The organism is Phenylobacterium glaciei, from assembly GCF_016772415.1.
Lineage (GTDB): Bacteria > Pseudomonadota > Alphaproteobacteria > Caulobacterales > Caulobacteraceae > Phenylobacterium > Phenylobacterium glaciei.
Map to the genome: position 1 here is coordinate 2251387 of NZ_JAGSGD010000001.1, position 15311 is coordinate 2266697.

15 protein-coding genes are annotated in these 15311 nt (G+C 67.6%); 11 read left to right on the top strand and 4 right to left on the bottom strand.

Annotated elements, in window-relative coordinates:
* The first annotated feature begins 142 nt into the window (after positions 1–142).
* The 11 genes from eno to JKL49_RS11025 all read left to right on the top strand — a co-directional run bounded on the left by eno (position 143) and on the right by JKL49_RS11025 (position 10775).
* Positions 143–1423, top strand: a complete 1281-nt coding sequence (gene eno / locus JKL49_RS10975) for a phosphopyruvate hydratase (RefSeq protein ID WP_215340465.1) — start codon at positions 143–145, stop codon at positions 1421–1423.
* 85 nt (positions 1424–1508) lie between these two features.
* Positions 1509–2069: a cytochrome b gene (locus tag JKL49_RS10980; protein ID WP_215340466.1), complete on the top strand. Its 561-nt coding sequence runs from the start codon at positions 1509–1511 to the stop codon at positions 2067–2069.
* A gap of 26 nt (positions 2070–2095) precedes the next feature.
* Entirely contained in the window at positions 2096–2791 is a 696-nt protein-coding gene (locus JKL49_RS10985; RefSeq protein ID WP_215340467.1) for a VIT1/CCC1 transporter family protein, read from the top strand.
* An 86-nt stretch (positions 2792–2877) separates the two neighbouring features.
* A complete protein-coding gene (locus JKL49_RS10990) occupies positions 2878–3222 on the top strand; it encodes an FtsB family cell division protein (RefSeq protein ID WP_215906466.1) in 345 nt (114 codons plus the stop codon).
* A 172-nt stretch (positions 3223–3394) separates the two neighbouring features.
* Positions 3395–4441 carry a pyruvate dehydrogenase (acetyl-transferring) E1 component subunit alpha gene (gene pdhA / locus JKL49_RS10995; protein WP_215340468.1) on the top strand — a complete coding sequence of 349 codons (1047 nt, stop codon included), beginning with the start codon at positions 3395–3397 and terminating at the stop codon, positions 4439–4441.
* Positions 4438–5817 (top strand): pyruvate dehydrogenase complex E1 component subunit beta, encoded by a 1380-nt coding sequence (locus tag JKL49_RS11000; protein ID WP_215340469.1) that lies wholly within the window; start codon positions 4438–4440, stop codon positions 5815–5817. The genes pdhA and JKL49_RS11000 overlap by 4 nt, the downstream gene beginning before the upstream one ends.
* Positions 5814–6215, top strand: coding sequence for a GFA family protein (locus JKL49_RS11005; RefSeq protein WP_215340470.1), 402 nt, complete (start codon positions 5814–5816; stop codon positions 6213–6215). Before JKL49_RS11000 ends, JKL49_RS11005 begins: the two co-directional genes overlap by 4 nt.
* A 41-nt stretch (positions 6216–6256) precedes the next feature.
* Complete coding sequence (locus JKL49_RS11010) at positions 6257–7594, top strand: pyruvate dehydrogenase complex dihydrolipoamide acetyltransferase (protein ID WP_215340472.1); 1338 nt, start codon at positions 6257–6259, stop codon at positions 7592–7594.
* Positions 7595–7603: 9 nt separating this feature from the next.
* On the top strand, positions 7604–8080 hold the full coding sequence (locus JKL49_RS11015) for a glutathione peroxidase (protein WP_215340474.1): 477 nt from the start codon (positions 7604–7606) through the stop codon (positions 8078–8080).
* Positions 8080–9489, top strand: a complete 1410-nt coding sequence (gene lpdA, locus JKL49_RS11020; RefSeq protein ID WP_215340481.1) for a dihydrolipoyl dehydrogenase — start codon at positions 8080–8082, stop codon at positions 9487–9489. Before JKL49_RS11015 ends, lpdA begins: the two co-directional genes overlap by 1 nt.
* Positions 9490–9509: 20 nt before the next feature.
* On the top strand, positions 9510–10775 hold the full coding sequence (locus tag JKL49_RS11025; RefSeq protein ID WP_215340482.1) for an MgtC/SapB family protein: 1266 nt from the start codon (positions 9510–9512) through the stop codon (positions 10773–10775).
* Here JKL49_RS11025 and JKL49_RS11030 read toward each other — a convergent pair.
* The 4 genes from JKL49_RS11030 to JKL49_RS11045 all read right to left on the bottom strand — a co-directional run bounded on the left by JKL49_RS11030 (position 10772) and on the right by JKL49_RS11045 (position 15267).
* Positions 10772–12007 (bottom strand): acetyl-CoA C-acetyltransferase, encoded by a 1236-nt coding sequence (locus tag JKL49_RS11030; RefSeq protein ID WP_215340483.1) that lies wholly within the window; start codon positions 12005–12007, stop codon positions 10772–10774. The genes JKL49_RS11025 and JKL49_RS11030 overlap by 4 nt on opposite strands.
* A gap of 77 nt (positions 12008–12084) precedes the next feature.
* On the bottom strand, positions 12085–12480 hold the full coding sequence (locus JKL49_RS11035) for a DoxX family protein (RefSeq protein ID WP_215340484.1): 396 nt from the start codon (positions 12478–12480) through the stop codon (positions 12085–12087).
* Between the two features lie 46 nt (positions 12481–12526).
* Entirely contained in the window at positions 12527–14083 is a 1557-nt protein-coding gene (locus JKL49_RS11040; RefSeq protein WP_249778074.1) for an AMP-binding protein, read from the bottom strand.
* A gap of 98 nt (positions 14084–14181) precedes the next feature.
* Complete coding sequence (locus tag JKL49_RS11045) at positions 14182–15267, bottom strand: alpha/beta fold hydrolase (protein ID WP_215340486.1); 1086 nt, start codon at positions 15265–15267, stop codon at positions 14182–14184.
* Between the last annotated feature and the right edge of the window lie 44 nt (positions 15268–15311).

Sequence of the window (15311 nt, forward strand, 5' to 3'; positions counted from 1 at the left end):
AAGGTGCGCCGGTCGCCCCAAATTGGGGACTGGCGAATTTTGGGGCCGCCGCGACCGTGCGCCTCGCTCGCAGGATTTGCCCCCGAGGCCGAAGCTGGATAAGGGTCGCGCGCCTTATCTCAATGCCCACCCGGGGACTGCAATGACCGAGATCGTCGACATCACCGCCCGTGAAATCCTCGACAGCCGTGGCAACCCGACGGTCGAAGTCGACGTGGTGCTGGAAGACGGCTCCATCGGCCGGGCCGCCGTTCCCTCGGGCGCCTCCACGGGCGCCCACGAGGCGGTGGAGAAGCGGGACGGCGATAAGAGCCGCTACGGCGGCAAGGGCGTCCTGCAGGCGGTCGACGCCGTGAACGGCGAGATTTACGACGCGCTGTCGGGTTTCGAGGCCGAGGACCAGCGCCGCCTCGACACCCTGCTGATCGAACTGGACGGCACCCCCAACAAGTCGCGCCTGGGCGCCAACGCCATCCTCGGCGTCAGCCTGGCGGTGGCCAAGGCCGCGGCGACGGCCGCCGACCTGCCGCTCTACAAGTATGTGGGCGGCGTCTCGGCCCGCGTCCTGCCGGTGCCGATGATGAACATCATCAACGGCGGCGCCCACGCCGACAACCCGATCGACATCCAGGAATTCATGATCCTGCCCACCGGGGCGGTCACCTTCGCCGAGGGCCTGCGCATGGGCGCGGAGATCTTCCACGGCCTGAAGAGCGCTCTGAAGGCCGCCGGCCACAACACCAATGTCGGCGACGAGGGTGGCTTCGCCCCCAACATCGCCACGGCGGAGGAGGCCCTGGCCTTCATCGTCAAGTCTGGCGAAGCCGCCGGCTACAAGGCCGGCCGTGACTTCGTGCTCGGCCTCGACGTGGCCGCCACCGAGTTCTTCAAGGACGGCAAGTACGTGATGGCCGGGGAGGGCAAGACCCTCGACCCCTCCGGCATGGTCGACTACCTGGCCAACCTGGTGTCCCAGTTCCCCATCGTCACCATCGAGGATGGCTGCAGCGAGGATGACCTGGACGGCTGGAAGCTGCTGACCGACAAGCTGGGCGCCAAGGTGCAGATCGTCGGCGACGACCTCTTCGTCACCAACCCCAAGCGCCTGGCCATGGGCATCGACAAGGGCCTGGCCAACTCGATCCTGGTAAAGGTCAACCAGATCGGGACCTTGTCGGAAACTCTTGACGCCGTGGAGATGGCCCACCGCGCCGGCTATACCTCGGTTATGAGCCACCGCTCGGGCGAGACGGAGGATAGCACCATCGCCGACCTGGCCGTCGCCGCCAACTGCGGGCAGATCAAGACCGGCTCGCTCGCCCGTTCCGACCGCACCGCCAAGTACAACCAACTGCTGCGCATCGAGGAAGAGCTCGGCGACCAGGCCGTCTATCTCGGCCGCGCCGCGCTGAAGGGCCGTTAGGGTCGCCGCGCCGACTTTGACCCTGGTCAAGGCGGCGCAGGGATTCCCCAGGCAAGAGGGCTCCGGAACCCCGGAGTCCGCCGCCATGTCGCTTCGTAACACCCGCGCCGCCTACGGCTGGGCGGCCATCGCCCTGCACTGGATCAGCGCCGTCGGCGTCACGGCGCTCTATTTCCTGGGCGACCAGATGGAGGACGCGCCCGACCGGGCCGCCAAGATCGCGGCCCAGAACCTCCACGTTTCGGTGGCCGTCCTGCTTTTCAGCTTTCTAGGCGCCCGTCTGTTGTGGAGCCTGTCGCAGCCTCATCCGCGCGCCCTGGAGTCCAACGTCTGGCTTCACCGGGCGGCCATGGCGGTCCAGGGCCTGTTCCTGCTGATGATCGCCGTCCTCCTGGTCACCGGCCCGCTGGCGGTGTGGTCAGCCGCCCGGCCGATCCAGGTCTTCGACCTCTTCGCCATCCCGAGCCCATTCCCGGTGCGGATCGGTTGGCTGCGCGAGGCCGCCGAGGAGGTGCACGGCGCGGCCACCAAGCTGTTCTGGCCCCTGATCGCCCTGCATGTCGCCGGAGCCCTGAAGCATCTGGTGATCGATCGCGACGGGACCCTGCAGCGGATGCTGTGGGTCAAACACCCAAGACAAGCCTAAGCTTGCAGTCGCATCGAGGGCCCGCCATGTCGAAATCGCACCGCGAAATGCACCTCATCGAACGGGTCGGCTGGCTTCGCGCCGCCGTCCTGGGCGCCAATGACGGCATCGTCTCCACCGCCAGCTTGATCGTCGGCGTCGCCGCCGCGGCCCAGGGGCGCAGCGAGATCCTGGTGGCCGGGGTGGCGGGCCTGGTGGCCGGGGCTATGTCGATGGCCGCTGGGGAATATGTCTCCGTGAGTTCGCAGGCCGACACCGAGCGGGCGGACATGACGCGGGAGCAGGGGGAACTGGCCACCCAGCCGGACCTCGAACTCGCCGAACTCGCCGCCATCTACGCCGGCCGCGGCGTTGAGCCCGGTCTGGCCAAGGAGGTGGCGCGGCAACTCATGGCGAAGGACGCCCTGGGCGCCCACGCCCGCGACGAGCTCGGCATCTCCGAGATGACCACGGCCCGTCCCGTCCAGGCCGCGTTCACCTCGGCTTTGACCTTCTCGGCGGGCGCGGCGCTGCCGCTGGTCATGGCCATCGTCACCCCCTTGCCTGTGCTTGTGCCGGCGGTCTCCGGCGCCTCCATCGCGTTCCTGGCTCTGCTGGGCGGGGTGGGCGCACGGGCCGGCGGCGCGCCGATCTGGAAAGCGGTGGCGCGGGTGACCTTCTGGGGCGCCATGGCCATGGCCCTGACGGCGGGCGTGGGGGCGATCTTTGGGGTCGCAGCCTGAGCCGTCTCGGGCGGAGCCGGATAAACCCAGTCCAATGCGACGGTTGGCTCGCGCCGTTCAAGCTTGACCGCAACGCAATGTTAAACATGAAGCGCGACATTGGCGCGGTCAGAAACGCTTTTGATTCCAGGCCCGTGCTCGCAAGTATTCGCCCCTATCTGCCGACCGCCGCCCTGGCCTTCCTGATCTTCTATTTCGGGTTCCACGCCTTCACGGGCGATCGGGGCCTTCTGTCCTCGGACGCTCGTGACGCCGCCCTGGCCGCCAAGATCAGCGAGTTGCACAAGGTGCGCGTCGAGAGGCAGGACCTCGAAGCCCGCGCCCGGCTTTTGCGCGACACGAGTCTTTCGGCTGATCTGCTGGAAGAACGGGCCCGTTCCCTGCTAGGTTTCGCAGACCCGAGAGACTATGTGATCCGGGTGAAGCCGTAGGGCGGATTCGTTCGTTCTAGAGGCCGACCGCCAGAGCCTGACACCGGCTTTGGCGACCGTCGGGCTCTAACCTAGGGTCTGAAGCGTTGTCGCTTCGACCTGAAGCGATGACGCTCATCAGGACGACTGACTCGGGAACGAGGCCCAAGTGGCGAACTCCACGGAGAAACGAATGGCGCGCGGGCAGGCAAGCTCGACTTCCAAGCGGAAGAAGAATGACACCGGTGTCATTGATGATAGTAACGACCCCATGACCCAGGAATCCCTGCTGAAGTTCTATCGCGACATGCTGTTGATCCGCCGTTTCGAGGAGCGGGCGGGGCAGCTCTACGGCATGGGTCTGATCGGCGGATTCTGCCACCTCTATATCGGCCAGGAAGCCATCGCCGTCGGCGTGCAGTCCATCAAGGAGGCCGGCGACCAGGTGATCACCGGCTACCGCGACCACGGCCACATGCTGGCCTGCGGCATGGACCCGAAGGAAGTCATGGCCGAGCTCACCGGCCGCTTCACCGGCTCGTCCAAGGGCAAGGGCGGGTCGATGCACATGTTCTCGACGCAGGCCGACTTCTACGGCGGCCACGGCATCGTCGGCGGCCAGGTGTCGCTGGGCACCGGCCTGGCGCTGGCCAACCACTACAAGGGCAACAAGAAGGTCGCCTTTACCTATTTCGGCGACGGCGCGGCCAACCAGGGCCAGGTCTATGAGAGCTTCAACATGGCCACGATCTGGAAGCTCCCGGTCGTCTATGTGATCGAGAACAACCAGTACGCCATGGGCACCTCCATCGAGCGGTCGTCCTCGGAAACCCACCTCTACAAGCGCGGCGCCTCGTTCCGGATTCCGGGCGAGGAGGTTGACGGCATGGATGTGATGGCGGTGCAGGCCGCCGCCCGGAAGGCCGCCGATCATGCCCGCTCGGGCAACGGTCCCTACATCCTCGAGATGAAGACCTATCGCTACCGCGGCCACTCCATGAGCGACCCGGCCAAGTACCGTACCCGCGAGGAGGTCGACGAGGTCCGCAAGACCCGTGATCCTATCGACCACCTGCAGGAACTGCTGGAGAAGAAGGGCTGGGCCGACGAGGCCGCGCTGAAGGCCATCGACGCCGAGGTGAAGAAGATCGTCGCCGACGCCGCCGAATTCGCCCGTACCTCGCCCGAGCCCGACCCCTCCGAACTCTATACCGACGTCTACCTGGAGGCTGCTCAGTGACCGACATTCTGATGCCGGCCCTGTCTCCCACCATGGAAGAGGGCACGCTGGCCAAGTGGCACGTGAAGGTGGGCGACACCGTCAAGTCCGGTGACGTGATCGCCGAGATCGAGACCGACAAGGCGACGATGGAAGTCGAAGCGGTCGACGAAGGCGTGATCGAGGAACTCCTGGTGGCTGAAGGCTCCGAGGAGGTGAAGGTCAACACCCCCATCGCCCGGCTGTCGGGGGAGGGCGGGACCGCCGCGCCGGCCCCGAAAGCCGAGGCTCCCAAGGCCGAAACCCCCACCGCCAGCGCGCCCGAAAAGGCGCCGGCCGAGGCGCAGCCTGAACCTGAAGCCGCTCCGGCGCCGAAGTCCGCCCTGCGCGATCCCGAGCTGCCCGAAGGCGTGAAGCTGGTGAAGACCACCATCCGCGACGCCCTGCGCGACGCCATGGCCGAGGAGATGCGCAAGGACGACACCGTCTTCCTGATGGGCGAGGAGGTCGCCCAGTACCAGGGCGCCTACAAGGTCTCCCGCGGCCTGCTGGAGGAGTTCGGCGAGCGCCGGGTGATCGACACCCCGATCACCGAATACGGCTTCGCCGGTCTTGGAGTCGGCGCGGCGATGGCGGGCCTGAAGCCCATTATCGAGTTCATGACCTTCAACTTCGCCATGCAGGCCATCGACCACATCATCAACTCCGCCGCCAAGACGCTCTACATGTCCGGCGGCCAGATCAAATGCTCGGTCGTGTTCCGTGGTCCCAACGGCGCCGCGGCCCGGGTGGGCGCCCAGCACAGCCAGGACTACTCGGCCTGGTACGCCCAGGTTCCCGGCCTGAAGGTGGTGGTGCCCTATGACGCCGCCGACGCCAAGGGCCTGCTGAAGGCCGCGATCCGCGACCCCAACCCCGTGGTCTTCCTCGAACACGAGATGCTGTACGGCGTCGAGTTCGATGTGCCGGCTGACGTCGACTGGGTCGTCCCCATCGGCAAGGCCAAGGTCCGCCGCGAGGGGACCGACGTCACCATCACCGCCCACTCCCGCGCCGTGGGCCTGGCCCTGGAAGCGGCCGAAAAGCTGGCAGGCATGGGCATCGAGGCCGAGGTTATCGACCTGCGCACCCTGCGGCCCCTGGACCACGAGACCATCGTCGAGAGCGTGAAGAAGACCAACCGCCTGGTCACCGTCGAGGAAGGCTGGGGCCCCATGGGCGTCGGCGCCGAGGTGATCGCGCGGGTGCTGGAGCACGCCTTCGACTACCTGGACGCCCCTCCGGGCCGCGTGCACCAGGAAGACGTCCCCATGCCCTACGCGGCCAACCTGGAGGCGCTGGCGCTGCCCTCGGTCGACAAGATCGTGAAGGCGGTGAAGGCGGTCACCTACAAATGAGCCCCGACCCGTTCACCTGGCGGGCGGGGGGCTGCCACTGCGGCGGCGTGCGGTTCGAGGTGGCCCTGCCGCAGGTTGTCGAGGCCCAGAGCTGCAACTGCTCGATGTGCGCCAAGACCGGCTTCATCCACATCATCGTGCCCGAGAGCCGCTTCCGCGTGACCAAGGGCATGGAGCGGCTGGCCGAGTACACCTTCAACAGTCGGGTGGCCAAGCACCTGTTCTGCTCGGAATGCGGCATCAAGAGTTTCTATCGCCCACGGTCCAACCCGGACGGCTGGTCGGTCAACGCCCGCTGCCTGGACGAGGCGGCGACCCTCGACCTGACCGCCTTCGACGGTCAGAACTGGGAGGCCAACGCCGACCAGCTCGCCCATCTGTCGCTGGAGCCGTCATGACGCGCACCTGCGCCCCCCACAACCGCCCGAGCGCCTGACCCATGTCGATCGAGATCCTGATGCCCGCGCTGTCGCCCACCATGGAGGAGGGGACGCTTGCCAAGTGGCACGTGAAGAAAGGCGACGTGGTGAAGTCCGGCGACGTAATCGCCGAGATCGAGACCGACAAGGCGACCATGGAGGTCGAGGCCGTCGACGAGGGGACCATCGAGGACATCCTGGTCCCCGAGGGCACGGAGAACGTGAAGGTCAACTCGCCAATCGCGAAGCTTTCCGGCGAGGGCGAGGTGGCGTTCCCGACTCCTTCTCCCCTTGCGGGAGAAGGAGGCCCTGCGGAGCAGGGTCGGATGAGGGGTCTCTCAGAATCCTCAGGAAAGCCCGTCGCCACCAAGGCGGAGGCGGGAGCGCAACCCCTCATCCGACCGGTCTCCGACCGGCCACCTTCTCCCGCAAGGGGAGAAGGGCAGGGAACGCGCGTCTTCGCCTCGCCGCTGGCCCGCCGGATCGCGGCCCAGAAGAACCTCGACCTGTCGGCCCTCACGGGTTCCGGCCCTCACGGACGCATCATCAAGCGCGATGTCGAAAGTGCGACCCCGGGCGCCGCCAGGGCCCCGACCAGCGCCGGCGGCGCTGTGGCCACCTCAGCCCCGCGTCAGGTCCAGAGCCTGGCCCAGATGGGCATCCCGGACCGGTCCTACGACCTCGTCCCGCTGGACGGCATGCGCAAGACCGTCGCGCGCCGGCTCACCGAGAGCTTCCGCGACGTGCCGCACTTCCCGCTGACCATCGACCTGGAGATCGACGCCCTGCTGGCCGGCCGGATCAAGATCAACGCCATGCTGGAAAAGCAGGGGGTGAAGGTCAGCGTCAACGATCTGGTGATCAAGGCGGCAGCCATCGCCCTCAAGCAGGTGCCAGAGGCCAATGCCTCCTACTCGCCCGAAGGCATCGCGATGCACCACCACGCCGACATCGCCATGGCCGTGGCCATCGATGGTGGGCTGATCACACCGATCATCCGGGCGGCCGAGACCAAGGGCTTGGCCCAGATCGCCACCGAGGCCAAGGACCTGGCGGCTCGCGCCCGCACCCGAAAGCTCAAGCCCGAGGAATTCCAGGGCGGCACCTTCTCGGTCTCCAACCTGGGGATGTTCGGGATCAAGGCCTTCTCCTCGATCCTCAACGAACCTCAGGGCGCCATCCTCTCGGTGGGCGCCGGTGAACAGCGGCCGGTCGTCAAGAACGGCCAGCTCGCCGTCGCCACGGTGATGACCGTGACGCTCACCTGCGATCACCGGGTTGTCGACGGCGCCATCGGCGCCCGCTGGCTGCAGGCCTTCAAGGTCCTGATCGAAGATCCCATTACGATGATCGTCTAGGGGCGGACCATGAGCATCTACGACTTCAGCGCCGAGACCCTGGACGGCAAGGCGACACCGCTCTCCACCTATCGCGACAGGGTGGTCCTGATCGTCAACACGGCGTCCAAGTGCGGGTTCACCCCCCAGTACGAGGGGCTGGAGGCGCTCTACAGCAAGTACAAGGACCGCGGTCTGGTGGTGCTGGGCTTCCCCTGCAACCAGTTCGGGGCCCAGGAACCGGGCAACGCTGAGGAGATCGCCAGCTTCTGCTCGCTGACCTACGACGTCGACTTCCCGATGATGAGCAAGATCGACGTCAACGGACCCAAGACCCACCCGCTCTTCGCCTATCTCAAGAAGGAGAAGAAGGGGGTGCTGGGCACCGCCAATGTGAAGTGGAACTTCACCAAGTTCCTGGTGGACCGTAAGGGCCAGGTGGTCGACCGCTTCGCCCCCACGGTCGAACCCAAGTCGCTGGAAAGCGCGATCGAGGCCCTGCTCTGATGGCTGATTCCTTCGACGTCATCATCATCGGCTCGGGCCCCGGCGGCTATGTCACCGCCATCCGCGCCAGCCAGCTGGGTCTGAAGACCGCCATCATCGAGAAGGAAGCCCTGGGCGGGGTGTGCCTGAACTGGGGCTGCATCCCCACCAAGGCTTTGCTGAAGACCGGCGAGGCCTATGAGCAGCTCTCCCACCTGGCCGACTACGGCATCAAGGTGGAGAAGGCCTCCTTCGACTTCACCGGTATCATCAAGCGCTCCCGCAAGGTGGCCGCCCAGCTGAACGCCGGCGTCGCCTTCCTGATGAAGAAGCACAAGATCGAGGTGGTGGAGGGGACCGCCAAGCTTGAGAAGGGAAGCCCTGCGCCCAAGGTCGTCGTCGCCCTCAAGGCCGGCGGTGCGCGGACGCTCACCGGCAAGCACGTGATTCTGGCCACCGGGGCCCGGGCCCGCACCATTCCCGCCGTCGGCCTGGAGCCGGACGGCGACCGCATCTGGACCTACCGGGAGGCGATGGCGCCCAAGTCGGCGCCCAAATCGCTGATCGTCATCGGATCAGGCGCCATCGGCATCGAATTCGCCAGCTTTTACCGGGCGTTGGGGGGCGAGGTGACCGTCATCGAGACCTTGCCCCGGATCCTTCCGGTGGAAGATGAGGAAGTTTCCACAACCGCCCGGAAAGCTTTCGAAAAGCGCGGCATGAAGTTCCGCGTCGGCGCCCAGGTGGAGAAGGTCGAGAAGCCGAAAACGGGCGGCGTCCGCGTGACGACCAGCAGCGGCGGAAAGTCCGAAACCCTGGAGGCCGAGGTGGCCATCGTCGCCGTCGGCATCGTCGGCAATGTCGAGGACATGGGCCTTGAAGCCCTGGGGGTGAAGATCAACCGCACCCACGTCGTCACCGACGACCACGGCGGCACGGGCGTGCCCGGCCTCTACGCCATCGGCGATGTCGCCGGTCCGCCCTGGCTCGCCCATAAGGCCAGCCACGAAGGCGTCCACTGCATCGAGCATATCGCAGGCCTCGCGCCCTCGAACCTCAACGCCCCGATCCCGGGCTGCACCTATTCGACGCCCCAGATCGCCTCGGTGGGGATCACGGAGGCCGGCGCCAAGGAGAAGGGGATCGCCGTCAAGATCGGCCGCTTCCCGTTCCGGGTGAACGGCAAGGCCATCGCCTCGGGCGAGACCGAGGGCTTCGTAAAGACCATCTTCGACGAGAAGACCGGCGCCCTGCTCGGCGCTCACCTGATCGGCGGCGAGGTCACCGAGATGATCCAGGGCTTCGCGCTCGCCATGACCCTGGAAGCCACGGAAGCCGAACTGATCGCCACCGTCTTCCCGCACCCGACGATGAGCGAGGCCATGCACGAGGCCACCCTCGACGCCTATGGGCGGGTTCTGCATATATAGCGCGGCCGGGGGCGGATTCGATGCTCGACAGGCCGGAATGGCCCCTGCTGATCGCCCTGGCCATCGGCCTGCTGATCGGTCTGGAGCGGGAGCGGCGTAAGGGCGATGGCCCTGCGCGGTCGCCGGCCGGCTTGCGCACCTTCGCCCTCGTCGGCCTGCTGGGCGGGCTGACCGCCACCTTCGGCGACCGTCACTTGATCCTGCTCGTCGGAGCGCTGGTCGGGTTTGGCGTCTTGATCGCCTATGCCCTGGGCGAGCGCGGCGATCCCGGCCTGACCGGAGAGGTCGCGCTGATCGCGACCTATGTCCTGGGTGTGCTGGCGCCGGCCAAGCCGGTCTTGGCCCTGGAGGTCGGGATCGTGGTGGCGGCCCTGCTGGCCTTTCGCATGCAATTGCACCACTTTGTCCGCGAGCGGATATCCGACCAGGACCTGCGCGACGGCCTGACCTTCGCGATCGCCGCCGTCGTTATCCTCCCCCTGCTGCCCGACCGACCGGTCGATCCCTACGGCCTGCTCAATCCCTTCACCCTGGGTCGGTTGGCTGTGGTCGCCATGGCGCTGAGCGCGGTCGGCTACGTCGCCCAGAGGCTGGTGGGCGCGCGATATGGTCTCCTGGTCGCCGGCCTCGCCTCAGGCCTGGTGTCCAGCACCGCCGCCGTGGTGGCCATGGGCGGCAGGTCACGCGAAGCCCCGGCTGCGGCCTCTGCCAGCGCCGCGGGCGCCGTCGCCTCCCTGGTGGGGAGCCTCGGCTATCTCACCGCCCTGATCGGCGCCGTCAGCCCCGCCTTGCTGACGGTCCTGGCGCTGCCGTTGGGGCTGGCTGCCGGGCTGATCCTGCTCTACGCCGCCTGGCTCTTACGCGGCGCGCCCAAGCAGGCGGACGACGTGACGCCAGCCGGCCGCGCCTTCAACGGCCTGACCGTTCTGCTGTTTGTGGCGCTGGTGAGCGGCTTCAGCCTGCTGTCGGAGCAGTTGGTCGTCTGGCTGGGAACGCCGGGCGCGCTGGCGGGAGCCGCGGTCCTGGGCCTCGCCGACGCCCATGCGGCGGCGATCTCCATGGCGACCTTGAACGCCAACGGCAGCCTGGCCGCAGGGCCGGCGGCGACCGCCGTGCTGCTGAGCCTCACCACCAACATGGCCGTGAAGGTTCCGGCGGCCTTCATGTCGGGAAGCCGGCCCTATGCGATGCGGGTCGTCTGGGGTGTCGTGCTGCTGCTGGCGGGGTTGTGGGCCGGGGGCGCGATCATGCGCCTCTCCGGCCCAGCCCTTGGTGGCGCGCTCTAGATGCGTTCGATGATCGCGGCCGGCGCCATGCCGCCGGCGGCGCAGAGGGTGGCCATGCCGACCGAGAGGTCGCGGCGCTCCATCTCGTCCAGCAGGGTGCCCAGGATCATGGCCCCCGTCGCCCCGATGGGGTGACCCAGCGCGATGGCCCCGCCGTTGACGTTGACGATGGCCGGATCGACGTTCAGGTCGCGCATGAACTTCAACGGCACCACGGCGAAGGCCTCGTTGATCTCCACCAGCTGGATGTCCTTCATGGTCATGCCGGCCTTGGCGAGCGCCTTGCGGGCCGCGGGGCCCGGCGCGTTCAGCATCAGCTCCGGCGAATCGCCGGCGGTCGACACCGAGCGGATCTTGGCGCGCGGCTTCAGGCCGTGGGCGCGGGCATATTCCGGTGAGGCGATGACCACGGCGCCGGCGCCGTCCACCACGCCCGACGAGTTGCCCGCATGGTGCACGTGGTTGATCTTCAGGTCGGGATAGGTCGCTTCCACCAGCTTGCGGAACGACAGGCCCTGTTCGTCCAGCGGCAAGTCATAGAGGCTGGCGAAGGCGGCCTTCAGGGCGGCCAGGCCTTCAGCGGTCGTGCCGGCGCGGGGATACTCCTCGCGGTCCAGGGCGATGCTGCCGTCGTCGTTGTAGACGGTGATGAGGCTGCGGTCGAAATAGCCGTTGGCGATGGCGTGAGCCGCTCGGCGCTGGCTTTCCAGGGCGAGCGCATCGACGTCCTCGCGGGTGAAGCCTTCCAGGGTCGCCACCACGTCGCCGCAGACGCCTTGGTGCGGCTGCGGGTGGATGCCGCGCAGGTGCTCGTTGCCGGAGTCCAGGGTCGGGCCGACAGGGCGCTTCAGGGTCGCGCCATAGGACATGGACTCCACACCGCCGGCGACCACCAGGTCCTGGGCGCCGGACATCACGCCCATGGCCGCCAGGTTCACCGCCGTCAGGCCAGAGCCGCAGAAGCGGTCCAGCGACATGCCCGCCGCCTCGTTGGCGTAGCCGGCGTCCAGCGCCGCCATGCGGGCGATGCAGGAGCCCTGCTTGCCGAACTGGGTGCCGCAGCCGGCGATCACGTCGTCGATGTCGGCGGTGTTGAGGTTATTGCGCTCGGCCAGGGCCTTCAGGACCGTGGACAGGATGCGCTGTGGGTGGACGCCGGACAGGGCGCCCTTCTCAGGCTTGCCGACGCCGCGCGGGGTGCGGGCGACGTCGATGATCCAGGCCTCGGCCATGGCGTATTCCTCTCAAGACGAGTTGCGATTCTGAAAACCAGCATGAACCCGGCTCCCCCACGGCAGCCAAGCCCTGATTAGGGCCGCTTACGAACCAAGGCGTCGAGGCTCCAGATCCCGCCGCCGGCCACGGCCAGGTACAGGAAGACGAAGGAGAACAGGATCGCAGGCTCGCCGCCGTTGAGGGCGGGGTAGAAGCTGGCGGGCGCGTGGGCCAGAAAATAGGCGATCGCCATCTGGCCCGACAGAAGGAAGGCCACCGGCCGGGTGAAGAGCCCCAGCGCCACCAGACCCCCACCCACGATCTCCAGCCCGGCAGCCACAACCAGCATCACGGGCAGGGGATTGGGCGCGCCCTCCTGGGCGGCGGGGAAATTGAACACCTTCATCAGGCCGTGCTCGAGGAACAGCAGGGCGGCGATGATCCGCAGCAGGCTGAGGACACGGGGCGCCCAGATGTCGAGGTTCGGCATGGTGTCCTCCCGCGCGCCAATGCTGGCGCTTGTCCCTAGGTAGGCGTCACGCGGCGCGCCGGCCCTCAGCCTCGACCATGCGCTGGATGACGACGTAGTCGGTCTTGCCGGTGCCCAGGACGGGCACCTCCGGCACCTTGATGATCTTCTTGGGCACGTTCAGTTCCGAGGCGCCGATGGTCTTGGCGTGGGCCACCAGCGCCGTGGAGTCGGCGTCCATGCGGTCGGTGACGAGAATCAGGCGCTCGCCTTTGCGGGCGTCGGGCATGGAGATGACCGCGTGGCGGTTGTCGGGCCAGACGGCGACGGCCAGGTCCTCGGCCGCGGTCAGGGACACCATCTCCCCGCCGATCTTGGCGAAGCGCTTCACGCGGCCGCGAATGGTCACCCAGTCATCGTCGGTGATGTCCACGACGTCACCGGTGTCATGCCAGCCGTCGATCAGGGGCTCGACCGTGCCGTCCGGGCGCAGGTAGCCGCTCATCACGTTGGGGCCGCGCACATAGAAGCGGCCGCCGCCTGGAATGCCGGGGACCGGCTCAAGGCGCGTCTGGATGCCCGGCAGCAGACCGCCGACCGTGCCGCGTCGGTTGTCGATGGGCTTGTTCACCGCGATCACCGGGGCGGCTTCGGTCGCGCCGTAGCCCTCCAGCACCGGCACGTCGCCGAACTTGTCGCGGATCAGGTTGTGGGTTTCCTCGCGAACCTTCTCCGCCCCGCAGACGATAAACTTCAGATTGGCCAGTTCGTCGTACTCGGCGACCCGGGCGTACTGGTTCAGGAAGGTGTCGGTGGCCAGCAGGATGGACGCCTTGGAGTCCTTCAGCAGCGGCGGGATCACCTTGGTGTGCAGCGGAGAGGGATACTGGAAGGCCTTCATGCCGGTCAGGATCGGCAGCAGGGCGCCGCCGGTCAGGCCAAAGCAGTGGAAGGTCGGAAGCGGATTGAACATCACCCAGTCCGGATCCAGCGGGATGTGGGCGGCGATCTGGTAGACGTTGGCCACCAGGTTCGTCTGGCTCAGCACAACGCCCTTCGGTACGCCAAAGCTGCCGGAGGTGAACAGGATCACGCCAGGATCGTCTGGCTTGGTCTCGGCCAGGAAGGCCTTGGGGAAGGCCCCGGCGGTGGCGGCGAACAGCTTGTCGGTCAGGCCTATTTTTTCCCGCACGTCCTCAAGGTAGGTGACGGTGGAGACGTCATCCAAGGCGTCCACCAGGTCGTGGAGCTGACCCTGTTCGATAAACCGGTGCGAGGTCAGCACCCGTTTCACCCCAGCCAGCTTGCAGGCGCCCTTCAGGTTCCGGATGCCGGACGTGAAGTTCAGCATGGTGGGAATGCGCCCGAAGGCGTGCAGGGCGAAGAAGGTGACGATGGCTGCGGAACTGGCCGGCAGCATGACGCCGACCCGCTCGCCCTTTTCCGTCATGGCCGCGATCTTCCGGCCGAGCGCGAAGGCTCCGCGGATCAGGTCGGTGTAGGACAGCGGATTGCGTTCCTGGTCCTCCAGGATCGGTTTCTTCGCGCCGAACTGAGTACGGGCGGCGAGCAGAGCGCCGAACAGGGTCTGCTGGCTCTCAAGCGGATCAAATGTACGCGACAAAGGCGAAGACCTCCCCGATCGGATCGCCGGTTCTTGGAACGCAAGCCTATCGTCCGAGGTCGCCATTGCAAGGATACGTTACAAACCGTGAGGCGGTTTCACGGCGCAGGCGGAGCATTTTCCTCTGAAACCGGGGCCGGGACAGGGGTTGCTCCGATCGGCGGGGCGACCTCCGCGGCCCGCTCGCTGTCCACCTTGGCGGCGATATAGCCGGTAATCTGGTCCAGCCAGGGCCGCCGGAAACGATCCTGTTCGAGATGCAGCGCCGCGAAGGCGCCGGGTACTGCCACCGACCGGCAATGGGGCAGGCCCTTGCACAGGGCCAGGGCCTCCTTGGTAGTCTTGTCGGGCAGCAGCATCAGGACATCTGCCTTCACCGCCTTCGCATTCGCCTCCACGGCGCGGCTGGCCGCCTGGTGCGCGCCGCGCCAGCCCAGGCTGGCGCTCGACATGCGCAGGTCGGGATTGGCGGTCTGCCAGGCCTGCTGCACTCGCCCACGCCACACGTCGTGGGTCAGGCCCTGGCCCCTGGCGTCCGGCGACGACCGGCTCCAAGGCCGCCAGTCGGTGGAAGGCAGTCGACCCAGCCCGGCGCGACCGGCGAGGGCCTGGGCGGAATCAGTGCTGACCGCCTTCGCGGCGACGTCGGGCGAGGAGACGATCACACCGTCGACCGCGAGACCGGTCTCCACGGCCCGCAACGCGACCACGGCGCCGTCGGCGTGGGCAAGCAGGATCAGCGGCGAAGTCTCCGGCGGCCGGATCACCACCCGGACCAGGGCGCGCAGGTTGGCGACGTCCGGATCGAAGCTCGAAACGAAGCCCAGGTCGCGGGGCATGGTGTAGCGGGCCGAGCCGCCCTGGCCGGCGCGGTCCAGGATCCAGACGGTGTAGCCGCGGCGGATCAGGCCGCTGGCGGTCTCGAACCAGGCCTCGGCCGACTCGCCGTAGCCGGGCAGGATCACGACGGTGGCCTTGGGCGCGCGCCAGCCGGCGGCGACGCCGTAGCGCTGGGTCGGCTTGTTGCCGGTCTGGATGAAGCCCCAGGCCCAGCCCTCCGGCGGATAGAAGCGCGGGCTCAGGGCCGGCGGCGCCTGGCTTTCGGCGAACGGGCCCATCAGGTCGCCACGGCCGCACGCCGCGAGCAACAGGAGCAAAGCGGCGACTGCCAGCGCGCGGACCATGCCGTCTTTGAACCCAGATCGCCGCTGTGGCGCAAGGCCGCTCA

What these genes read in the sequence shown, in the direction of transcription:
- pdhA (WP_215340468.1), top strand. Translation starts at nt 3,395, where the DNA reads ATGGCGCGCGGGCAGGCAAGCTCGACTTCCAAGCGGAAGAAGAATGAC.
- JKL49_RS11005 (WP_215340470.1), top strand. Translation starts at nt 5,814, where the DNA reads ATGAGCCCCGACCCGTTCACCTGGCGGGCGGGGGGCTGCCACTGCGGC.
- JKL49_RS10980 (WP_215340466.1), top strand. Translation starts at nt 1,509, where the DNA reads ATGTCGCTTCGTAACACCCGCGCCGCCTACGGCTGGGCGGCCATCGCC.
- JKL49_RS11015 (WP_215340474.1), top strand. Translation starts at nt 7,604, where the DNA reads ATGAGCATCTACGACTTCAGCGCCGAGACCCTGGACGGCAAGGCGACA.
- JKL49_RS11025 (WP_215340482.1), top strand. Translation starts at nt 9,510, where the DNA reads ATGCTCGACAGGCCGGAATGGCCCCTGCTGATCGCCCTGGCCATCGGC.
- JKL49_RS10985 (WP_215340467.1), top strand. Translation starts at nt 2,096, where the DNA reads ATGTCGAAATCGCACCGCGAAATGCACCTCATCGAACGGGTCGGCTGG.
- lpdA (WP_215340481.1), top strand. Translation starts at nt 8,080, where the DNA reads ATGGCTGATTCCTTCGACGTCATCATCATCGGCTCGGGCCCCGGCGGC.
- JKL49_RS10990 (WP_215906466.1), top strand. Translation starts at nt 2,878, where the DNA reads ATGAAGCGCGACATTGGCGCGGTCAGAAACGCTTTTGATTCCAGGCCC.
- JKL49_RS11045 (WP_215340486.1), bottom strand. Translation starts at nt 15,267, where the DNA reads ATGGTCCGCGCGCTGGCAGTCGCCGCTTTGCTCCTGTTGCTCGCGGCG.
- JKL49_RS11030 (WP_215340483.1), bottom strand. Translation starts at nt 12,007, where the DNA reads ATGGCCGAGGCCTGGATCATCGACGTCGCCCGCACCCCGCGCGGCGTC.
- JKL49_RS11035 (WP_215340484.1), bottom strand. Translation starts at nt 12,480, where the DNA reads ATGCCGAACCTCGACATCTGGGCGCCCCGTGTCCTCAGCCTGCTGCGG.
- JKL49_RS11010 (WP_215340472.1), top strand. Translation starts at nt 6,257, where the DNA reads ATGTCGATCGAGATCCTGATGCCCGCGCTGTCGCCCACCATGGAGGAG.
- eno (WP_215340465.1), top strand. Translation starts at nt 143, where the DNA reads ATGACCGAGATCGTCGACATCACCGCCCGTGAAATCCTCGACAGCCGT.